The sequence below is a fragment of the Brasilonema bromeliae SPC951 genome, assembly GCF_012912135.1.
GTDB classification, from domain to species: domain Bacteria; phylum Cyanobacteriota; class Cyanobacteriia; order Cyanobacteriales; family Nostocaceae; genus Brasilonema; species Brasilonema bromeliae.
Genome location: NZ_QMEB01000029.1, coordinates 1 through 19,985, shown reverse-complemented (window position 1 = coordinate 19,985; position 19,985 = coordinate 1). Strand labels below are relative to the sequence as shown.

The following is a 19,985-nucleotide window of genomic DNA, read 5'->3' as shown; positions in this document are numbered from 1 at the left end:
CATCATATAATAAAATATTGGCATCCTGACCTAATGCCTGTTCTGCTTTCCATCCATAGAGACTCTCGCCACCTTTATTCCAATATAGAATTTTGTTATCGTTTAAAGAATGAACAACAATAGCGTCTTTTGTTATATCTAACAGAGCAGCTTGTTCGCGAATTTTCTGCTCTGCTCGTTTGCGTTCCGTAATATCCATATTGACACCAATCATCCGCAAAGGCTTTCCGGTGTCATCACTAAAGACTTGAGCTTTGGCTGCAATCCAGCGTTCACTCCCATCTTGCCAAACAATGCGAAACTCAGTATCTAATTCTGAGCTTTCATTGATAGCACGTTGAATTTCTTGTTCTGTTCTAGCCAAGTCACCAGGATGAACTGCTTGCACCCAGTTGTCATATCTATTGCCAAAACCACCAGGGGCGAGTCCGTACAAAGCTTCAAATTCTTCCGTCCACATCGCCTCCATTGTTTGAATGTTCCATTCAAAGGTTCCAATTCTTCCAACCTTTTGAGCTAACTCTAGCCGCGACTGGCTTCTTTTAAGTAACTCCTCGTTAGCTTTTTGCAGAGCCTCTTCTGCAAGGAGGCGCTCTGCAATTTGTTGTTGTAGTTCACGGTTGACAGCCTCTAGCTGTGCTGGGCTGGGGAGAGCAAGTGCTTTTGGGATCAATGGCACAAGCGCCAGCGCTGTGTATACTGAGATCACAGCAGTGACAACTTTCAACCATCCTGATAGCCAATAAGTGGGATACCAAAGCGTCCAAATTTCCATCAGATGATTGGTACCGCAAGCAAAGATGAATGCCCCGAAAAGCCAAACTATGCCGATGAAGGGGAAATCGTTACGCTTGTTGATAAAATACGCTAGCGAGATTGGAATTGAATAATAGGAAAGCGCAATCAAAGCATCGGATATGACATGAACCGAAACTAATTGTGTCTTCCAGAGATAGCAATGTCCATGAGGAATAAATCCAAATAAAGTCACAAGACTTTGTAGTGTTGTATACAGCATAGCGTCGCCGATTCCACTCCAAATATCATCTCAAAGAGATCTCTTAACTATTGGTATAAATGTACTACTTAGTTCTGATTTCAGAAGATGTCTGAAAAGTTACATTTTATGAGTTTAGTAAAACCTGGTTATACAAGGCAGAGCACCCGCCCCACGGGGGCGAGCGCAAATGTACCATAACAGTTTTTGATACAAACAAAACTCTCGCATCGCAAGAGTTTTGCGTTGTAATGATTGCGGTACTAGTTGTGGAATCAGAATTATTTCAAACTCCAAGCAGCAAAAGCTAAAGCGCCCCAACCAGCAAGAAATGCTGCTCCTCCTAATGGAGCGATCGCTCCCAAAGATTTAACACCACTTAAGCTCAAAGCATATAAACTCCCTGAAAAAATGACGATACCAATGATGAACAGCCATCCACTTGCGATCATAGTAGCTGGAGGTGACTCGATGCGACTGAGGAGTAGTCCCACCACTAGCAGCGCTAAGGCATGATACATCTGATAACGAGCGCCGACTTCAAAAATTTCTAGGGAGCGATCGCTGATTTTATCCCGCAAGGCATGGGAACCAAACGCGCCTGCAGCAACTGATAAACCCGCGAAAAGGGCTGCTAAACTCAAAAAAATTCGTGTCATGGGGTACACTATTTAGCCAATTTGTTCTTTAAACATCAAAATGGTAAGAGACTCCCCCTTCTTCGCTTACTTTAAAATTAGCATTAAATACTTTAGCTTGCTCGTCTAAATATTGCTTTGCAGTTGCTGGTGGCAATTGTAACTGCATTGCAAAGCTCATAAGAGTGATGCGCCCATTATTTTCGTGAATCATACGATAGAAGGCGGATTGCAGCTGGTCATTTGTCTGTGCCTTAATCGCCTTCCTCTCATGCTGAGTTTTACGATATACTCCCAATGCTAACCATACTCCTAATACTGAGGTAGGTACGCCAAAAATTAGACCATTAAAAGCAGTATTATCAAGTACATATTTTGCATCTTCATTAGACTCATCAAGAGCGACAACCGGTCTTAGACTTGGTTCGATAGGCCTCTCCATAGCATTTTTCTGCATTACAGCAGAGGCTGAGAGCGACAAAAACATGAATCCGAGTGTTAGTAGCCAACCCGCAGCCAATTTTTCAGCAGTCTTCATAGTTGTTATCTTTCTGATTCAAACCTTGTTTGTGATTCTAACGTCAGTTCTTAGAAGCTTCCAGTCATTAGTAGAAATGTTGACTGCAAGGGGCGATTCGCAATCTCGAACATATCCTACCTATGCATGAGGCTATTGATGCCACATTTGCTAGTAGAATCAAACTGTTTAAGTTTTATCACGCAGTGCCAAGCTGTAAGAACTGCTTAGCACGGGTATTTTTTTCCAGAGCTACCCCATAAGCTCTAAACTGAAAAACGCTAAAGAGAGGATTTACACAATGGCATTTGAACTTCCCCCATTACCATACGATTACGACGCTCTGTCTCCATTGATTTCAAGTGACACTCTAAAGTTCCATCACGACAAGCACCACGCTGGTTACGTCACTAACCTCAACAAACTGATTGAGGGTACAGAACTTGCCAACAAGTCACTCGAAGAAATCGTATTGGCGACTGTTAATGACTCAGCGAAAACTGGTATCTTCAACAATGCAGCTCAGGTATGGAATCATACCTTCTACTGGCATGGCTTGAAAAAAGGCGCTGGTGCTCCTTCTGGGGAACTAGCCGAAAAAATCAATGCCAGCTTTGGTAGCTTAGATGAATTCAAAAAACAATTCAAAGAAGCTGGTGCTACTCAGTTTGGCAGTGGTTACGCTTGGCTAGTGCTGGATAACGGCGAACTCAAGGTTGTGAAAACACCAAATGCTGCTAACCCGATCACAAACGGTCAAACTCCTTTGTTAACCGCTGATGTTTGGGAACACGCCTACTATCTGGATTACCAAAATCGTCGTCCAGATTACCTGGATACTTTCCTGAACGAGCTGATTAACTGGGACTTTGTAGCCGAACAATACGCCAACGCAGCTAAATAAGCTGGCAAAACTCGTCTGCAAACAAGTTTCTCTTGCATAGCTTGAGTTTGTTTTAACTGAGATTTTGCATTAGTCCCAACAACCGCCTAGGGTTTAAAACCCTAGGCTAATAACTCAAGTCGTCTCAAGACGACTAAATTATTTCGGTGACTTGGTTTTGAGTCTACTTGAGTAGACTTAAGCTATGAGCCAGAAACCAAGTTCCTGGCTATCTTTTAGAAAACTCCATCCAAAATCTACAATTTTAAAAAGCATATGGATAGTACCGAACTCGCGCAATACATGGAAGCAACTGATAGTATCAGCAAACCTTGGCTATTGGTGCAACTGCGACTGAAGAAACTTCAAGAACGTCGAGCGACACTTTCAGACAATGAGTATTTTCATCAGTTAGAAGACATTCACCGAGATTTTATGAACTTGGGGGAATGGTGGCGCGGTATTGAAGATGAGGTATTTTGAAGTCATTAGTCATTGGTCATTAGTCATTAGTAAAAAATTTTGGACGATTGATTGTAAACTTTAGTAACTTGAAGTGATAGCGATGTTTTGACTCATGGATTACAAGGATGCAGGAGTTGATGTTGAAGCTGGTCGAGAGTTTGTAAATCAAATTCGTAATTTGGTTCATAGCACCTTTAGACCAGAAGTCATTGGTGGACTGGGTGGCTTCAGTGGCTGCTTTCAACTACCAAGTGGTTATAAAGAACCTGTTTTGGTTTCTGGGACTGATGGTGTAGGTACTAAACTAAAAATCGCTCACGTTCTCAACCGTCACAACAGCGTTGGAATTGATTTGGTAGCAATGTGCGTCAATGATGTGCTGACATCTGGCGCAGAACCGCTATTCTTTTTAGATTATCTGGCAACAGGTCAGCTAGATAAAGAGCAGCTCACGCAAGTTGTTGCAGGTATAGCCTCTGGGTGTCAGCAGGCGGGTTGCGCTTTACTGGGAGGAGAAACCGCCGAAATGCCAGGTTTTTATCAGGCGGGTGAGTATGATTTGGCTGGGTTTTGTGTAGGAATTGTCGAAAGAAGCCAAATGCTGGATGGTTCCCAGGTACAAGTGGGGGATGTGGCGATCGCACTCGCTAGCGCTGGCGTACATAGCAATGGCTTTAGTTTGGTCAGGAAAATTGTCAGCCAAACGGGATTTTCATGGAATGATCGTTTAGAAATATTTGGTGATCAAACATTAGGAGAAGTTTTCCTCTCACCCACGCGTATTTACGTTAAACCCGTACTGAGTGCACGTCAAGCAGGATTAGAAATTCACGGTATGGCTCATATCACGGGTGGAGGTTTACCAGAAAACTTGCCCCGTTGTTTGGGTAAAGATCAAGCTATTAAAATAATCTGTGATTGGTCTATTCCACCTGTGTTTCAGTGGTTAGCACAAACTGGATCTGTGAGTTCCCAAGCTATGTATAACACTTTCAATATGGGGATTGGATTTGTGCTACTTGTACCTCCTCATCAGGTACAGCAAGCAATAACCTACTTTGAGTCACAAAACGTTACAACCTTTACAATTGGTGAGGTCATCACTGGCTCAGGTGAATTGATTGGATTACCAATATAAGTGAATCGATTTATACAACATAAAGTCTTTATTTTTGGTCTTTGAAAGTACTTATTTGTTTGATTTTTAATATTTACTAAATATCTACGAGTGTTACGAAATGTAGATTAAACGGAGATTTGATGCAACATTCCTTACTCTTTCTTATAAAAGAAATCGAAAATACGCATGATCGCTAGCCTTTGAATTTGCTAACGTAGTCTTAACATATTGAAAAATTTTGCTAATGATGCCCAGAAAGTAGCAACCAACACTTCACACCGGTGCTGGTTCATTCTGGGCTGTTGGTGTCATGTGTTTTAGTGTAAAAAAGCACCAATTTTGGAAAAGAGGGGGTTATGACTGTCAATATCGTTGAAGTGTTTACCTCTAGGGAGCAATTAAAGCAAGTCTTCCAGAGCATCGATGCAAAAAGTTGCCCAACCTATTTTAACTTTCATATGCATACTGTCCACTCAGATGGCAGGTTGCAACCGAGTGCATTGATGGAACAGGCGATCGCCATCGGTTTAAAAGGTCTTGCCATTACTGACCATCATGGTATAGGTGGCTACCAGGCGGCTCAAAGTTGGTTAGAGAACTGGAGGTGGAACAACCCTGGTGCAAACGCTCCCATTCTTTGGACTGGTGTAGAAATTCATGCCAATCTTTTAAATATTGAAGTTCATATTTTGGGTTATGCTTTTAATCCAGAACATTCAAGCATGAAACCTTACATTCAAAGAAGAATTACTACAGGTGAAGAGTATCAAGCAGCTAACGTCATTTCCGCCATTCAAAAAGCAGGAGGATTAGCAGTACTTGCTCACCCAGCTCGTTATAGGCGATCGCACTTTGAATTGATACCCGCTGCAGCAGAAGCGGGGATTGACGGTGTTGAAACTTTTTACGCCTACAACAACCCCAACCCTTGGAAACCGAGTGAGAGAGAATCGATGCAAGTGGAACAATTGGCTTATGAATATAGTCTTTTGAACACCTGTGGTACAGATACTCACGGTTTAAACTTGCTTCAGCGGTTGTAAGCTGATGTCTATTTTTCTCACAATACTCCTGGTTCAACAAGCCAGGGGGTAAACAATTCAAAATTCAAAATCGCGTCCCTTGCGCGTGCCCGAAGGACTCAGCGTTGCGAGCCGAACGCGAGTGCGTGTCCAGAGGACATAGCCGCGAGGCGTTCGCGCAGCGTGTCCAGAGGACATAGCCGTGGCGGGAAGCGAAGCAATCTCAAAATTCACGCATCAAGAAAACCACTGCTAGCAAGTCGTCTTGCTCCTAACTCTATGTAAATTAAATGGGTGATAACTCATCTTGAATTGTGGATTCTAGATGGTAAAACTTACATTAGAGTTATGCTAAATTATTGCTGAAATTGGGATAATAACCAAGCGCCAACTTGTGTTTGACTTATTTGACGAGTATGGCGAAAAGCATCTTCCAGAAGAGAAATTGCCAACCTAAGTAGAACTAGAGACTGAGAAATTTTACGACTACCAAAATTTTCTACAGAAAAAGCAAAATTTTGAACATTTTGTACATCAGTGAATCTCACTTTTCTAATGCAAAATTAAAAATTGGACACCTTTGATTTTTTAGAGATTATTCCAGATACCGTACAAAAATTTAAAAGCTACCAAAAATGTATAGCAAATGGTAGCTTTGTCCAGATATCAAGTTACAGTTTCAAACCCCCCTAGAGCATCAGCGCCTAGTATTTTTGGCTCAGACGCCTGGGCTTGGCATCGGCAGGATGCTCCATCGTTCATTTCGTCTTAGCATGCTGGTAAATCTCTTGCCCAAAACCTGCACAGTGCTAAATACTCAGAATCTCAACCAGGTATTCAATATTTACTGGCAAACACAGCCGCCGCGCAATTTTTACTACCAGCAGGAAATCGCATTGTCTTTTTCCGGCATTCGCCGGATAATCTGCTCACAACCTTGAATTCAGGTCGGGTGCCTGAATCTGGGCTTCAAGGTAACTACTATCTCCTTTTGACAATGTCTTCCACAAATCAGTTGCAGATCAAGCCAATAGGATCTCGAATGGGTGAGATTCTACTGGCTTGTAATGGTCAGTGCAGCGTATCGCATCTATGTACACAGTTATCTTTAACACTTCAAGACCTAGAGATATTAGCTTCAAGAGGCTTTCTGAGCTTCCATCGCCAAGCATCGATACTGTCAGCTGCTGACTTTTCCCGTTAAAGAGGCTTTTACAGAAATTCAATTAAACTTAGCTGAACATTGACCAAAACAAGCAAGGGGGCGAAGAAGCGGGGGAAAAGGGGGCAGGGTACCCAGGAGAAGATTGATCCACGTGAAGAGCCTTTTCTCCTTCTCTCCCTCTCTCCCTGCTTCTTTATTCCCTGTTACTAATACGGTGGATAAGCATAATCATCTTCATCCGGATAAACGTAGGAACTAGAAACCCCTGCCATTTCCATTCGAGGAGTTTCTGCTTTCATAGCTTCCTTTCCAAAGTCCTTATACTCTTCAAAAGTCTTAGAGATAATTTCAGATTCTTGGGAGTCGGAAGCAATTAGGTACTCTGTTAAGGTGGAAACTGTGGGATGTTTGTAGTCTACAGTTGAAGCGACCAAAACTGTGTTAGGTTCAATTCCTCTTTCTTCACAGTTGATAATAGGGCAAAAAATTCCGTGAGCGTGGAATAGTGCGCCTTTTGGTGTCAGAGGCTGCTTGCGGTATCCAGCATAAGCCCTTTCTAGTTCAGCAACGAACCCGCTAGTGACTTTACCTTGTTGGTACTCAGAGTAAGCCTTGCTGAAACTTGCTCCAGCTGCTCCATTCAGAGTTAACTGTAGAGGTGATTCATTTAAAAACTTTTTATCTTCTCCTACTAAATAAATTAAATAGCGAGTAAATGTTTTAAATTTAAGTTTGTCTGCTAAAAAAGCATCATAATTGTCTTTGAGTGTACCCAATTTCACACCAGTTTCTCGGTCTTTAACAGATAATGGTCCCCGACGCACGACGACTATGCGAGGAGTGGTAGTGAGATAAACCGTTTCGACTCCAGAGCTAAATTCATGCTCTAGCTCATGCCAATTGTCATCGGATTGAAAACCTACAGCTTGAGCATTATCCAGTTTAATTGCCAAACCGTGAGGCTGTAAGCCATTTGTGCCATAGCGAGGATTAATCATCTGACACCAAGGGATGACTTGAGAAGCTGGTGCATTATACTTCTCATCCTCAAAGTCGAATTTTACAGATAATTTCATCGTCATTAGGCGCTTGTCAGTGTTTTGCAGATCAAGTTTACATGGTTTAGCAATGCTTGAGGTTTCAATTCACTTGGTGGCTTGAAACATAATCAATATTATGAGTAAAAGCACTCAATGAGTTTATTCCGCAGGTCATGCATAATATACCCAAGATTTTAACAAATGCCTGTCAAAGCAGCTATTTAGAGTATTTCGGTTGGAATGAGGAAATATGCGACAACACGTCTAAAATGAGGTGCAAGCAGGCTTAGCCTGCTTGCACCTCATTGTCTTTTAGAATTACCGCAAATTGGTGTAAAAGTCAACAATTTGTTCTGTGACTTCAGAAACACTCATGCCATCCGTCCTAATTTCAACAGCATCTGCTGCTTTTTGCAGGGGGGAAACTTTGCGAGTGCTGTCTTTCCTGTCGCGTTCAGCGATGTCCTTTTCCAGCTGCTCTATACTGACTTCTGGTTGACCTTGTTTTTGAAAGTCTTGCTGGCGTCTACGAGCACGCTCGCTGACAGAGGCAGTGAGAAAGATTTTTACTTCTGCATCAGGGAAAACTTGGGTACCTATGTCCCTCCCTTCTGCAACTAAACCACCTTTTTTACCCCAATTTTGCTGTAGTTTAAGGAGTGCTTGACGTACAGCACTTTGAGCGGCGATCGCCGATACTTTAGATGTCACCTCGTGAGTACGAATTGCTTGGGTGACATCAGTATCGTTAATCCAAACCTGCACTGGTGTTTGTAAGTCTTTGCCGGGAGATAGTTGAATGACACAGTGATTAGCTAATTCTGCGATCGCACACTCATCATCTAAAGCAATTCCCTTTTGCAGCACCAACCAAGTGATAGCACGATACATTGCTCCTGTATCTAAATACACTAATCCCAGCTTTGCTGCGACTTGACGAGCGACAGTAGATTTTCCAGCCCCAGCAGGTCCGTCTATGGCAATGATGGGTTGGCGATCGTGCAGAATGATATTATCAATCAAACGTGTAGAACCAAGGCGAGCGGCGACCGCGAGCATTCCTTCCTCCTCAACTTTTTCTTCTATAAGCATCAACGTATTTGGTTCAACCAATTCAACATATTCCACTAAAACAGAACTGAACATTGCCACTTCTTGCCGTACCGCCGCTATCAGGGCTTTTGCATCACGAACTCCTGCGCGAAAAGCTGCTTGGCTTGATTGCAAACCACGATACAACACAGATGCTTGTTGCTTTTGCGTCGCGGTCAAATATTGGTTACGAGAGCTTACAGCAAGACCTGATGCTTCCCGCACGGTAGGACAAGCAACAATCTCTATTGGAAAATTCAAATCAGCCACTAGCCGTTTAATAACAGCAAGTTGCTGACCGTCCTTTTGACCAAAGTAAGCTCGATCAGGCTGTACCAAGTTGAAAAGCTTGGTTACAATCGTAGCTACACCTTGAAAGTGACCCAGCCGAGTACGACCACACAAGCCAGATATCATAGCAGATGGCGGGATAACTTGTGTAACTTTTGATTCTTGTACAATCTTCTGGGCAACTCCCATCTCTTCCGGAGTCGGAGCAAAAATTGCATCTACCCCTGCTTGTTCGCAAAATAATTGGTCTTGCTCTCTTGTGCGAGGATAGCGTTGGTAATCTTCGTTTGGACTAAATTGTAGCGGATTCACGAAGATACTAACAATCACTATGGCATTTTCTTGCCGCGCCCGTTGAATTAAGCTTAAATGACCTTCATGCAACGCTCCCATCGTGGGAACCAAACCAACTGCTGTCTTGGATCGAGCAGTCACCTCAAATGCCAACAGCTGCGCTTGATCCACAAGCTGGTTTTTAAAACGGTGTTGAGCTAAATAGCAGCGTAAAGCTGCGACTGTTGTTAACAGGCGCACAAAAATACCCCTAGTGTTGTCTATCTCTCCCCAGTAGTTTATATCTGAAATTGAGGAGTAGACCACCAGCTAAGAGCATTGAGGAGGAGTTAGGGAGCAGGGGAAGAAATGACTTCTTCATTCTCCTCATCCTCCTCATTTGCAAGGCAGGTGCTTGCGGGAACTCCCAAGAGCATACTCTGCCTCCTCATTACCTACTCTTACCTTCCTAACACTTCTATCCGCACAGGTGCAACACCGCTGCCCATCATTCCTAAAATCCGCGCTGCACCAACAGAAATGTCAATCATTCGACCCCGAATATATGGTCCTCGGTCATTAATCCGAACCACTACTGAACGACCATTACGAGTGTTGGTCACACGGACTCGCGTCCCAAAAGGTAAGCTGCGATGGGCAGCAGTCATCCCTTCTGGATTAAACCTTTCACCAGTAGCAGTGCGGTTGCCAGAACCATCATAGCCATAATAGGAAGCTACTCCTTTTAGTCCTTTGACTATCTGTTCTGGCAAATTTGACACGGAGATTTTTGGTATTTGTACCAGGGCTTTTGCGGGTAAGTTAGCAATCTCATTCAGGGGAGATGCTTTACCTACTAATCTCCGCAGACGATTGGTTGCTTGCAGAGCATCTTTAGCTCGATCTTTGGTTGTATCTGCTAGCCATGTATGATCATCGATTTCTACAATTTCGTCGCCATTTGCCTTAATAATATAGCGACCTTGTACTGATTGCTGACCAGCTTGGTCATTTTTCTGGGCTTCATTTGCGGTGGACTCACCTCCGGCTATCCAACTCACCGTAATCTTGTTAGCGTCCACTTTGTCCCAGATGAGCTGGTTTATCTTAGCGGCTACTACTGAAGCTCTCTGAACTGGGTCATCCTTAGTAGAGTTAGGTTGGTTTTTGACATATACGCTGTCCCCAATTGATACTACGTTTGTTGGGCTGCTTGCATTTGTGCTCTCAAGCTTTGTGTCATTTTCATCACTAAATGCACCAACTTTTGTCTGGGCACTTGCAGTTGGCTTCTGACCAACATTTTCACCCACAAACGTAAGAACCGGGATTTTACGAATATAGAGTGTTGCCGCTTGACGTCCTGCCACTTCATGAGTGTGAATTTCAGTCATCACAGCATTAGAAGCAGGGTTTTCCGCAGGGGATTTATACTCTCCTACTTTCACCACCTCACCAGAAGCAAGTGGCGAACTTGGAGACGTTTCCTTGGTCGTTTGGGCGCGACCTACAGATTGTGTCCCAAAAACAGTAGAAAAGACAGCGACAACAGTCCACAAATGTTTTTGATTCATGCGTCCGAATGTTAAAGCGACTGAAGAACAGAGGTTACTAATTTGCACCACTGATGAGTGATAGATCTTTAAAAAAAAAACTTCAACTCGTTCTGCTTTCACTTTTTGCGTAACTGCAACAGACTATCACAAACCCAGATGTTTGGGGATCAGGTTTTAGATGAATCCTTGGTCAATTTATCAAACTTAAACTCCTATTTCAAGTCAAGAACCTTACAAAAATGAGCATTTTGGCTATCTGACAGTTTTTGATTTAATTAAAAATTTTTTTCTAAAAGCCTCACAATAATTTGGTAATTAAATTGATTACGGTAGCATATACGCTTGTCTATAAACAAAATTGATGATAAAGGGAGATTATTCAAACGGCTAAAAATAACATACTTTGACTTTATTTATAGTAATTATTTATATACAAAAGTTTCCCGAAATAAGAGAGAGCTTTAGTATTCTTTATCACAAAAGAGAACGATTTTTTGTAAAAAACTAACTTTTTAGTCCTATTTGTGAATATATTTGCAAACAACTAAGTAGGTAACAATAATAAGTATAATAAAACACTAAAATAGTTTTCTTCCTCACTCCCTCACTTTGTCGCATTCTCCGTAAAAAATGGTTTGAGCATAATCATGTTTTCTTTCGTACCTTAAAAATTACGTACGTTAATATTGACGTATATTTGGAGGTGTAGATATGGTGATACCGTTAAAACTAAGGGCTAACCCTGGAGGGCAAATTTCTCCAAATGAGGTGATTGGACGAGATCAGCTCATTCAGCAGTTTTGGGAAATTTTGGACAGACAAAGCCTGATGCTGAATGCAGAACGGCGGATGGGTAAAACTTGCATCATTAAGAAAATGGAAGCAGAAGCTCCAGAGGATAAGTTACCTATTTACCATGACTTGGAGAAAGTGCGATCGCCCCTAGAATTTGTTGAGACTATTTTGCAAGATGTTGAAGAATACTTAAGCGGCTTGCGACGAACAGCAAGACGCACCCGCCAGCTATTGACACAAATAAGTGGTACAGAAGCTATGGGTGTTAAGTTACCTGAATTTGCTGCTCCCCACTGGAAAATATTACTCACAAAAACTATAGGCGATTTAGTTGAGAATCAAGAACGCAAAGTCATTCTGCTTTGGGACGAAGTTCCATATATGTTGGGTAATATCGGTAATCAAGCAGCGATGGAAGTTTTGGATACATTGCGTTCCATCCGTCAGATGTATCCCGATGTCAGGATGGTGTTTACAGGTTCTATTGGCTTGCATCATGTGATTGCTTCTTTGAAAAAAGAAGGATACACCAATGAGCCGACAAATGATATGTATTCAGCAGATATTCCGCCATTATCTCATGTTGATGCTATTGGTTTAGCCCAGAAATTACTTTTAGGAGAAAATATTTCTACGACTGATTCATGGGTAAGTGCTGCTGCAATTGCTGAAGCAATGGATGACATTCCCTTCTACATCCACCACTTGATTATTAAACTAAAAATGCGGGGCGGTACTGTCAATGAAGCAACTATAACTAAAACTATCGAAGATTGTTTATTAGATCCGCTCAATCCTTGGAAGATGGATCATTATCGAGAACGGATTGATAATTACTATAATGACGAGCAACGTTTTTATGCTCTAAATTTACTTGATCTTTTGGCAGTTTCAAACGAACCTTTGTTATTTGATGAGTTGTTTCAGAATCTTAAACAAGAGCCAGAAACACAAAACAAAGAAATAGCACGGACTGTATTAAGACTCTTGGAACGTGATTACTATATTATTCGACAAAGTGAAGGATATGGTTTTCGCTATGGGCTGATTCAACGTTACTGGAACTTATTGAGAGGTTGAAAAGATGAAAAGCACCTTCCTCTCTCGCTTCACCCCTAGTCTGATGACGCCAGAAACTTTGGAAACAATTTTTGTCCAGCGTCATCAGTTAGCAGATTATTTAGTTGGATTGATTCGTGAAAGTGCGCTGACAGCAAATAAACATTTTCGCCTGTTGCTGGGGATGCGCGGTATCGGAAAAACGCACATGATAACACTGATGTATCACCGCGTCTCCAAAATGGAAGACTTACAGGATAAGTTAGTCATCGCATGGTTGAGAGAGGAAGAGTGGGGCGTTACATCGTTTTTAGATTTGCTACTGCGGATATTTCGAGCGCTACAAAAAGAATATCCAGCAGAATATAATGCTAAGTTAAATCAGCAAGTTGAAGCACTTTATCAGTTATCGCAACAAGAAGCTGAACTTCAAGCTGCAGCATTGCTCAGAGAATTTGTTGGTCAACGCACGCTGCTGCTGTTGATGGAAAATTTAGATGATGTATTTAACGGCTTAGGTGATATTGGGCAAAAGCAACTGCGGGCTTATATACAGAATTATTCATTTTTAACAATTTTGGCAACAGCACAAAGTTTGTTTGATGGAATTATCCGTAAAGATGACCCCTTCTATAACTTCTTTTATTATCACCATTTAGAGGAGTTGACGCTAGATGAAGCTGTGGATTTGTTGAGGCATATTGCCCAATTAGAAGGGGATAAAGAACTAGAAGATTTTATTAAAACGGCAACGGGACGCGATCGCATCCGCGCCATCCATCACCTCTCTGGTGGAAACCCCCGCATCTACGTTATTTTCTCCCAGTTCCTCACGCGCAAGTTGCTAGATGAACTGGTAGAACCGTTCATGCGGATGCTAGATGATTTGACACCTTACTATCAAGCGCGGATGTCTTGGCTTTCGCAGCAGCAAAGAAAAATTATTGAGTTTCTGGCAGACCGCCGCCGTGCTGTTACTGTTAAGGAGATTGCCCAACGCTGTTTTATGACTCATCAGACAGCATCAAGTCAACTTAAGGATTTGCACCAGAAGGGCTACGTTACTCCTGAATTTATTGGGCGTGAGTCATTTTATGAACTGCACGAACCGCTGATGCGATTTTGTTTGGAGGTAAAGAAGCAGCGAGATGAACCAATACGATTATTTATTGACTTTTTGCGAATTTGGTATACGCGCACAGAGTTGCAACAGCGGTTGGGACAGGATATTAATGAAATCAGGAATAATGGATGGTTTGATGATTTAGGACAACAGTTCAATGAAGCGCGAATTGATGATTTTGCTGACGAACAAAATCATTCCAGGTATCAGCAACGTCTAGAACCGCTTCCACCTGATGCTGTAGTGGAACGAGAATATGTGCTTTATGCACTTCAAGCAATGGAAGATGATGATGAAGATCCTCGTGTGGCGGCGTACTGGCAGGAGTATGAAAATTGCCGTGAAAAGAAAGACTATGTGAATGCTTTGCGATATGCAGAGAAACTAGTAACAATTCGCGGTCAAGCAAAGGATTGGTTCGCACAAGGACGTTGCTTTGGTAGCCTCAAACGCTATGAGGAAGCTTTAGCATCCTTTGACAAAGCGATTGAACTTGACCCCAATGATGAGAACAGTTGGGGTGGGCGAGCAGCGGCATTTTACTTTCTCCAACGCTACGAAGAAGCATTGGCATCCTTTAAAAAAGTAATTGAGCTTGACCCCAATGATGCACAAGTTTGGTGTGAACAAGGGGACGTTTTGAAGAAGCTTCAACGCTACGAAGATGCTTTGACATCATATGACAAAGCGATTTCACTTGATCCACCAAATATTAAGCGGGTTTGGGGAGAACGTGGTGATGTACTAGACAAACTTCAACGCTACGAAGATGCACTAGGATCATATGACAAAGCGATTTCGCTTGACCCGAACTATAAGTGGGCTTGGGCAAACCGAGGCAATGTGCTAGACAAGCTGCAACGCTACGAGGAAGCTTTGGTATCTTACGACAAAGTGATTTCGCTTGACCCGAACTATAAGTGGGCTTGGGCAGACCGAGGTTGGTCGCTGAACAAGCTGCAACGCTACGAGGAAGCTTTGGTATCTTACGACAAAGCGATTTCGCTTGACCCGAACTATGAGTGGACTTGGGCTAACCGAGGCGACGTGTTAGACAACCTCCAACGCTACGAGGAAGCTTTGGTATCCTATGACAAAGCAATTGAGCTTAACCCCAATTATGCTTGGGCTTGGGCTAACCGAGGCTCGTCGCTGAAAAAATTGCAACGCTACGAGGAAGCTTTGGTATCTTACGACAAAGCAATTTCGCTTGACCCCAATTATAAGTGGGCTTGGGTTGAGCGAGGCTTGGTGCTAGCCAACCTCAAACGTTACGAGGAAGCTTTAGCATCTTTTGACAGTGCGATTTCGCTTGATCCTAATTATAAGTGGGCTTGGCGTGAGCGAGGCAGGGTACTAGACAATCTACAACGCTATGAGGAAGCTTTAGTATCTTACGACAAAGCGATTTCGCTTGACCCCAATTATGCAAATGCCTGGGGCGGCAAAGGCTGGTTACTGGATATACTCGGACGTCATGAGGAGGCTTTAGCGTCCTGCGATCGCGCGATCGCACTCGGCGACCAATCTTCGTCAGTTTTCTTCAACAGAGCGATCGCAATTCTAGGACTAAATCGTTGGGAGGAAGGCATCGCAGCATTAGACAACGCACTTGAGCGTATGGAGTCTACAGATAAAGCTTCTGCTGACGATACTGAGTTAATTTTACGTAATCTCCTTAACAGCACAAACGATGTAGCGTTATGGAAAACCCGCATCACAACCCTAATTGAACTTTACAACAAACACCAAGTCGCCCCAGCATTAGCACAGGGACTTGTCCGCGAAAAAACCATCGGTGCGTTGATGTCAGAAATGGTAAGCGACAAAGCAGCACAAACATGGCTGGAAGTTTGGCAGGAAGTAGTAGGAAATCGCCCTGAGTTCCAAATTCCCCTCCGGCTTCTCAATGCTGCTATCCGCTATCGGGAGACAAAAGGTGACAGGCGTGTCTTGCTAGAACTACCCATTGAAGAACGCAAGTTGTTACAAGAGGTGCTGCATATCAGTGAATCCAAGTAATAATACTCATTTTCTGTTGGTTTGTTGCAAATCATAGTTATAACGATTATGATTTTTATATGTACTCGATATGAGTTCGAGTTATTTGATTTTATAAGTGAGTGTTTGTCTGCTGACCAAAATGTCATGCAGGGCAATCTGAGTAACTTAATGGAGAACTTTCGTACCCATGACTGAACCTCAAAATTTGACAACTGCTGACGGTATTCCTGTTAGTGATAACCAGAATTCACTCACGGCTGGAGCACGTGGACCTGTATTAATGCAGGATTTCCATTTGCTCGAAAAGCTGGCTCATTTTAATAGAGAACGTATCCCTGAGCGGGTTGTCCACGCTAAAGGAGCGGCAGCTTTCGGTACTTTTACTGTAACTAATGATATCACACGCTACAGTAAAGCCAAACTTTTCTCTGAGATTGGCAAGAAAACAGAAGTCCTCCTACGCTTTTCTACAGTCGGCGGAGAAAGGGGTTCAGCAGATGCCGAGCGTGACCCCAGAGGCTTTGCGCTCAAGTTTTATACTGAAGAGGGAAACTGGGATATAACAGGTAACAACACTCCTATTTTCTTCATCCGCGATCCACTCAAGTTTCCTGATTTTATCCATACCCAAAAGCGTAATCCCCAAACCAATACCAAAGATCACAATGCAAGATGGGATTTTTGGTCACTCAGTCCGGAATCGCTTCACCAAGTGACGATCTTGTTTTCAGATCGAGGAATTCCGAAAACCTATCGACACATGGACGGCTTCGGTAGCCACACTTTCAGTTTAATTAATGCTGAAGGCGATCGCGTCTGGTGCAAATTTCACTTTAAGACTCTGCAAGGTCATCAAACTTTGACGGAAGAAGAAGCGACCAAGATCAAAGGAGAAGATCCGGATCATGCGACTCATGATTTGTTTGAGGCGATCGCCCAAGGAGATTATCCCAAGTGGCGTATGTGCATTCAAGTGATGACAGACGAGCAAGCGTCAAAACATCCAGACAATCCCTTTGACGTGACGAAAGTTTGGAAGCACTCAGAATATCCCTTAATCGAAGTTGGAATACTAGAACTAAATCGCAACCCTGAGAATTATTTTGCCGAAGTAGAACAAGCCGCTTTTAGCCCTAGTGCGGTGGTTCCCGGCGTGAGTTTCTCTCCTGACAAAATGCTTCAAGCCCGCATCATATCTTACCCAGATGCTCAACGGTATCGCTTGGGTGGTAACTATCAGCAACTACCCGTTAACCAGCCCAAGTGTCCAGTGATGCATTACCAGCGAGATGGCTTTATGGCGTTGGGAAACAACGGTGGTAGCGGTCCTAACTATGAACCCAATAGTGCTGAGGGTACGCCGAAAGAAAATCCAGCTTATGCAGAGCCAGCCATCCATCTGGGTGATGTCTCTGTTGATCGTTACAATCATCGTGAAGGAAACGACGATTACACTCAAGCAGGTGATTTGTATCGGTTACTAACTCCTGAACAGCAACAGCGTCTTGCTGAAAACATCGTTGGTAGTCTGAGTCAAGCAAGACAGGATATCCAAATGCGTCAACTTTGCCACTTCTTCCGGGCAGATATTTCTTACGGTCGTCGTGTCGCTGAGGGCTTGGGCATTTCAATTGACCCATCTATGCTGGCTATGCTGGGCGCTAGTGCTCAAACTGTAAGTATCTAGAAAGCCAGTCCAGTAGAATAATTAGACTGAGATTGAGATCTCGCACCATTCTCAAAACGCTATGGCTGACGCCACGCGTTACGGCTATCGGGTGGGCACTGCACACAAGCTGAAAATAAAGGTTTGAGCGCACAGTTAGCAGTGCCCACCCTACAAAATTCGCTTACTCCCTTCCCGCCAAAAGAATACCGATTAAATGAACCACGTTAGCGTTTGCGATAGACGAAGTCGTGCCGAAGGCATAGCGCCCCCTTCGGGGCTAGCGTGTCCGATAGCGAAGCGTGGCGTTAGCCATAGGACATAGACGCGTTCGCGTAGCGTGCGCCTTAGCGCATAGGACACGAAGCAAGAAAGGAAGAAGATTAGGTAATCTTGAACCGGGAAGGGAGTAGTTCTACTTAACAAATCTTTAGCATGAGGAGTCTTCTCAAATCAGTTTGTTCTTGAACCTCGGTAAATTCGATCCATTTGGTCTTTTGAAAGTCGTGTTATTGGAAACCTTTGATCCGCGTCAAAGATAAATTCTTGAGGCTGTTCAACTACCGTTTGTTTTTCAGAAATGTTATTGTCTATAGCATTACCATTTAATAAATCTTCTGTAAGAAGTGTCTCGTCGATTTCATCAGTTTTCAGTTGACTTTGAGGCAAGACATAAGCATGACTTTCTGGATCGAAGGCAAAAACTTCTCCTTTCTCAATGTTATAAATCCATGCGTAAATATTTAGTTGTCCTTGGTATAGCTTGGAGCGAACAATTGGATAAGTCCGCAGATTTTCAATTTGAGTTAGTACATTTTCAGCAGTCATAATTTCGAGTAGTTCTTCCCCTTCGTATTGGCTGTAATGGTCTTTTACCAACCGTCGGGTTGCTTCTGCATACTTTAACCAATCATGAACAAGCGGCATTTCGTCTCGCAAGCTATATAACTTCAATAGCCCTTTCATCGCACCACAATGCGAGTGACCACAAACAATAATTTGTCGAATACCTAAAGCTTGCACTGCATATTCAATGGTCGCACCTTCACCGCCATTGGTTGCTCCATATGGCGGAATAATATTGCCAGCATTGCGGATAACAAACAATTCACCTAATTCAGCTTGTGTAATTAAGTTTGGGTCTACACGCGAATCTGAACAAGTAACAAACAACACTCGGGGTTTTTGACCTTGAGATAGTTGTTCAAAGAGTTCTTGGTGCGTACTAACATACTTAGCCTTAAACTGCCGCAGACCCTTAATTAATTTCTTCATACAGCTAACTTTAGATAAATAGAGGCAATCTCAGAAATTTTCTTTCTGATAGTTAGTGTAGTATAAAAGTGTTCTCAATTTCATCTGTTGGTAGTATTAAAAATACTTTTTCTAGAGCCATACAGCATTTCTTTTATGTGGAGGCGAGTATCTTCCGTTATACCCACAAGAACTCACGGGAGAGAACGTCACGAACGAATTTCTTGATCATGACTTGTGTTCTAACTCAGTTTGCGGTTGTGGTGCGACGACAAGGTAGTCGGAGGGGATTTTTTGCACCTCACCCAGAAATAGAAGTGCTTGATACACAGAAACTGCTACATCGGCGCGAGTTGCTGGTATATTGGGCTTGAGTAATTTTGTATTTGGGTAACTAGCTACAAGACCTGCACTTGTAGCAATTGCAACATCAGTCATTGCATAATCAGGAATCTGATCTGTATCCTGATAAATGACCTGAAGGGTTGCAAGTTCCTCAGGTTTTACCTTTGAGGCAATATCCAAGCCTTTTACCAGAGTTACTAAAACTTCGACTCGCGAAATCCTATTGTCAGGAAAGAAGCGATTGTTAGGAAACTCATTTAGAAATCCTATTGCATAAGCTGTTTGAATAGCTTTTGCTGCCCAGTGATGAGTCGGAACATCGATAAAACGAATATAGTCTCGTTTTTTCTTAAGTTTTGTAAATGTTTTAGCAATAATAACAGCAAATTCAGCACGGGTTACTGAAGTGTCAGGGCGAAACGTCCTATTGGGAAACCCGGTGATTACCCCTTCATTGGCTAAGGATTCTACAAATAAGCGTGCCCATTGATTTTTAATATCCGGAAAGGATCCACAAGTAGATGCCATTGTCGTCACTCCAAGCTAGCTATTTTCCTGATGTTCTTGCTATGTATTATTTTTCCCATCAGCAGAAAACCGAAATTTTTAGCCTGACGACGAGAGAGGCTTAAGAGTATTCAGCAATTTAAAGAAATGAGAAATCTTATTAAGAATTATAA

The 19,985-nt window shown here is 42.8% G+C and carries 16 protein-coding genes; 7 read left to right on the top strand and 9 right to left on the bottom strand.

Going from position 1 to position 19,985, the window contains the following annotated elements; genetic code table 11:
* The 3 genes from DP116_RS29070 to DP116_RS05985 form a co-directional block, all read right to left on the bottom strand.
* Positions 1 to 1,018, bottom strand: a 1,018-nt coding sequence (locus DP116_RS29070; RefSeq protein ID WP_246275505.1) for a PAS domain-containing protein, incomplete at its 3' end; no start/stop codon positions are given.
* Between the two features lie 260 nt (positions 1,019 to 1,278).
* On the bottom strand, positions 1,279 to 1,656 hold the full coding sequence (locus DP116_RS05990) for a DUF423 domain-containing protein (protein WP_048870194.1): 378 nt from the start codon (positions 1,654 to 1,656) through the stop codon (positions 1,279 to 1,281).
* Positions 1,657 to 1,684: 28 nt separating this feature from the next.
* Positions 1,685 to 2,173, bottom strand: a complete 489-nt coding sequence (locus DP116_RS05985; protein WP_169154306.1) for a hypothetical protein — start codon at positions 2,171 to 2,173, stop codon at positions 1,685 to 1,687.
* 280 nt (positions 2,174 to 2,453) lie between these two features.
* Here DP116_RS05985 and DP116_RS05980 point away from each other — a divergent pair, with 280 nt between their 5' ends.
* From DP116_RS05980 to DP116_RS05965, 4 genes are all read left to right on the top strand, one after another.
* Positions 2,454 to 3,056, top strand: coding sequence for a superoxide dismutase (locus tag DP116_RS05980; protein ID WP_169154305.1), 603 nt, complete (start codon positions 2,454 to 2,456; stop codon positions 3,054 to 3,056).
* 255 nt (positions 3,057 to 3,311) lie between these two features.
* A complete protein-coding gene (locus tag DP116_RS05975; protein WP_169154304.1) occupies positions 3,312 to 3,518 on the top strand; it encodes a hypothetical protein in 207 nt (68 codons plus the stop codon).
* Positions 3,519 to 3,612: 94 nt separating this feature from the next.
* Positions 3,613 to 4,638: a phosphoribosylformylglycinamidine cyclo-ligase gene (gene purM / locus DP116_RS05970; RefSeq protein WP_169154303.1), complete on the top strand. Its 1,026-nt coding sequence runs from the start codon at positions 3,613 to 3,615 to the stop codon at positions 4,636 to 4,638.
* A 338-nt stretch (positions 4,639 to 4,976) separates the two neighbouring features.
* On the top strand, positions 4,977 to 5,663 hold the full coding sequence (locus DP116_RS05965) for a PHP domain-containing protein (protein WP_169154302.1): 687 nt from the start codon (positions 4,977 to 4,979) through the stop codon (positions 5,661 to 5,663).
* 335 nt (positions 5,664 to 5,998) lie between these two features.
* Here DP116_RS05965 and DP116_RS05960 read toward each other — a convergent pair whose 3' ends face one another.
* The 4 genes from DP116_RS05960 to DP116_RS05945 all read right to left on the bottom strand — a co-directional run bounded on the left by DP116_RS05960 (position 5,999) and on the right by DP116_RS05945 (position 11,077).
* Positions 5,999 to 6,190 (bottom strand): hypothetical protein, encoded by a 192-nt coding sequence (locus tag DP116_RS05960; RefSeq protein ID WP_211173102.1) that lies wholly within the window; start codon positions 6,188 to 6,190, stop codon positions 5,999 to 6,001.
* Between the two features lie 823 nt (positions 6,191 to 7,013).
* On the bottom strand, positions 7,014 to 7,883 hold the full coding sequence (locus DP116_RS05955) for a DUF5895 domain-containing protein (RefSeq protein WP_169154301.1): 870 nt from the start codon (positions 7,881 to 7,883) through the stop codon (positions 7,014 to 7,016).
* 282 nt (positions 7,884 to 8,165) lie between these two features.
* Complete coding sequence (locus DP116_RS05950) at positions 8,166 to 9,764, bottom strand: bifunctional pantoate--beta-alanine ligase/(d)CMP kinase (protein WP_169154300.1); 1,599 nt, start codon at positions 9,762 to 9,764, stop codon at positions 8,166 to 8,168.
* 200 nt (positions 9,765 to 9,964) lie between these two features.
* Positions 9,965 to 11,077 carry a septal ring lytic transglycosylase RlpA family protein gene (locus tag DP116_RS05945; RefSeq protein WP_169154299.1) on the bottom strand — a complete coding sequence of 371 codons (1,113 nt, stop codon included), beginning with the start codon at positions 11,075 to 11,077 and terminating at the stop codon, positions 9,965 to 9,967.
* A 693-nt stretch (positions 11,078 to 11,770) separates the two neighbouring features.
* Between DP116_RS05945 and DP116_RS05940 the strand changes: the two genes are divergently transcribed.
* The 3 genes from DP116_RS05940 to DP116_RS05930 all read left to right on the top strand — a co-directional run bounded on the left by DP116_RS05940 (position 11,771) and on the right by DP116_RS05930 (position 17,727).
* Positions 11,771 to 12,934 (top strand): ATP-binding protein, encoded by a 1,164-nt coding sequence (locus DP116_RS05940; RefSeq protein WP_169154298.1) that lies wholly within the window; start codon positions 11,771 to 11,773, stop codon positions 12,932 to 12,934.
* A gap of 4 nt (positions 12,935 to 12,938) precedes the next feature.
* The gene (locus DP116_RS05935; RefSeq protein ID WP_169154297.1) at positions 12,939 to 16,058 is read left to right on the top strand and encodes a tetratricopeptide repeat protein; all 3,120 of its coding nucleotides are present in this window, start codon (positions 12,939 to 12,941) and stop codon (positions 16,056 to 16,058) included.
* Between the two features lie 169 nt (positions 16,059 to 16,227).
* Entirely contained in the window at positions 16,228 to 17,727 is a 1,500-nt protein-coding gene (locus tag DP116_RS05930) for a catalase (RefSeq protein ID WP_169154296.1), read from the top strand.
* 432 nt (positions 17,728 to 18,159) lie between these two features.
* Here DP116_RS05930 and DP116_RS05925 read toward each other — a convergent pair whose 3' ends face one another.
* Positions 18,160 to 18,981 carry a carbonic anhydrase gene (locus DP116_RS05925; RefSeq protein ID WP_169154295.1) on the bottom strand — a complete coding sequence of 274 codons (822 nt, stop codon included), beginning with the start codon at positions 18,979 to 18,981 and terminating at the stop codon, positions 18,160 to 18,162.
* Positions 18,982 to 19,188: 207 nt separating this feature from the next.
* Positions 19,189 to 19,833, bottom strand: coding sequence for an S-layer homology domain-containing protein (locus DP116_RS05920; protein WP_169154294.1), 645 nt, complete (start codon positions 19,831 to 19,833; stop codon positions 19,189 to 19,191).
* Between the last annotated feature and the right edge of the window lie 152 nt (positions 19,834 to 19,985).

Excerpts from the sequence above, each read along its gene's own strand:
- purM (WP_169154303.1), top strand. The coding sequence starts at position 3,613 with ATGGATTACAAGGATGCAGGAGTTGATGTTGAAGCTGGTCGAGAGTTT.
- DP116_RS05985 (WP_169154306.1), bottom strand. The coding sequence starts at position 2,173 with ATGAAGACTGCTGAAAAATTGGCTGCGGGTTGGCTACTAACACTCGGA.
- DP116_RS05975 (WP_169154304.1), top strand. The coding sequence starts at position 3,312 with ATGGATAGTACCGAACTCGCGCAATACATGGAAGCAACTGATAGTATC.
- DP116_RS05930 (WP_169154296.1), top strand. The coding sequence starts at position 16,228 with ATGACTGAACCTCAAAATTTGACAACTGCTGACGGTATTCCTGTTAGT.
- DP116_RS05935 (WP_169154297.1), top strand. The coding sequence starts at position 12,939 with ATGAAAAGCACCTTCCTCTCTCGCTTCACCCCTAGTCTGATGACGCCA.
- DP116_RS05980 (WP_169154305.1), top strand. The coding sequence starts at position 2,454 with ATGGCATTTGAACTTCCCCCATTACCATACGATTACGACGCTCTGTCT.
- DP116_RS05920 (WP_169154294.1), bottom strand. The coding sequence starts at position 19,833 with ATGGCATCTACTTGTGGATCCTTTCCGGATATTAAAAATCAATGGGCA.
- DP116_RS05945 (WP_169154299.1), bottom strand. The coding sequence starts at position 11,077 with ATGAATCAAAAACATTTGTGGACTGTTGTCGCTGTCTTTTCTACTGTT.
- DP116_RS05925 (WP_169154295.1), bottom strand. The coding sequence starts at position 18,981 with ATGAAGAAATTAATTAAGGGTCTGCGGCAGTTTAAGGCTAAGTATGTT.
- DP116_RS05965 (WP_169154302.1), top strand. The coding sequence starts at position 4,977 with ATGACTGTCAATATCGTTGAAGTGTTTACCTCTAGGGAGCAATTAAAG.
- DP116_RS05940 (WP_169154298.1), top strand. The coding sequence starts at position 11,771 with ATGGTGATACCGTTAAAACTAAGGGCTAACCCTGGAGGGCAAATTTCT.
- DP116_RS05990 (WP_048870194.1), bottom strand. The coding sequence starts at position 1,656 with ATGACACGAATTTTTTTGAGTTTAGCAGCCCTTTTCGCGGGTTTATCA.
- DP116_RS05955 (WP_169154301.1), bottom strand. The coding sequence starts at position 7,883 with ATGAAATTATCTGTAAAATTCGACTTTGAGGATGAGAAGTATAATGCA.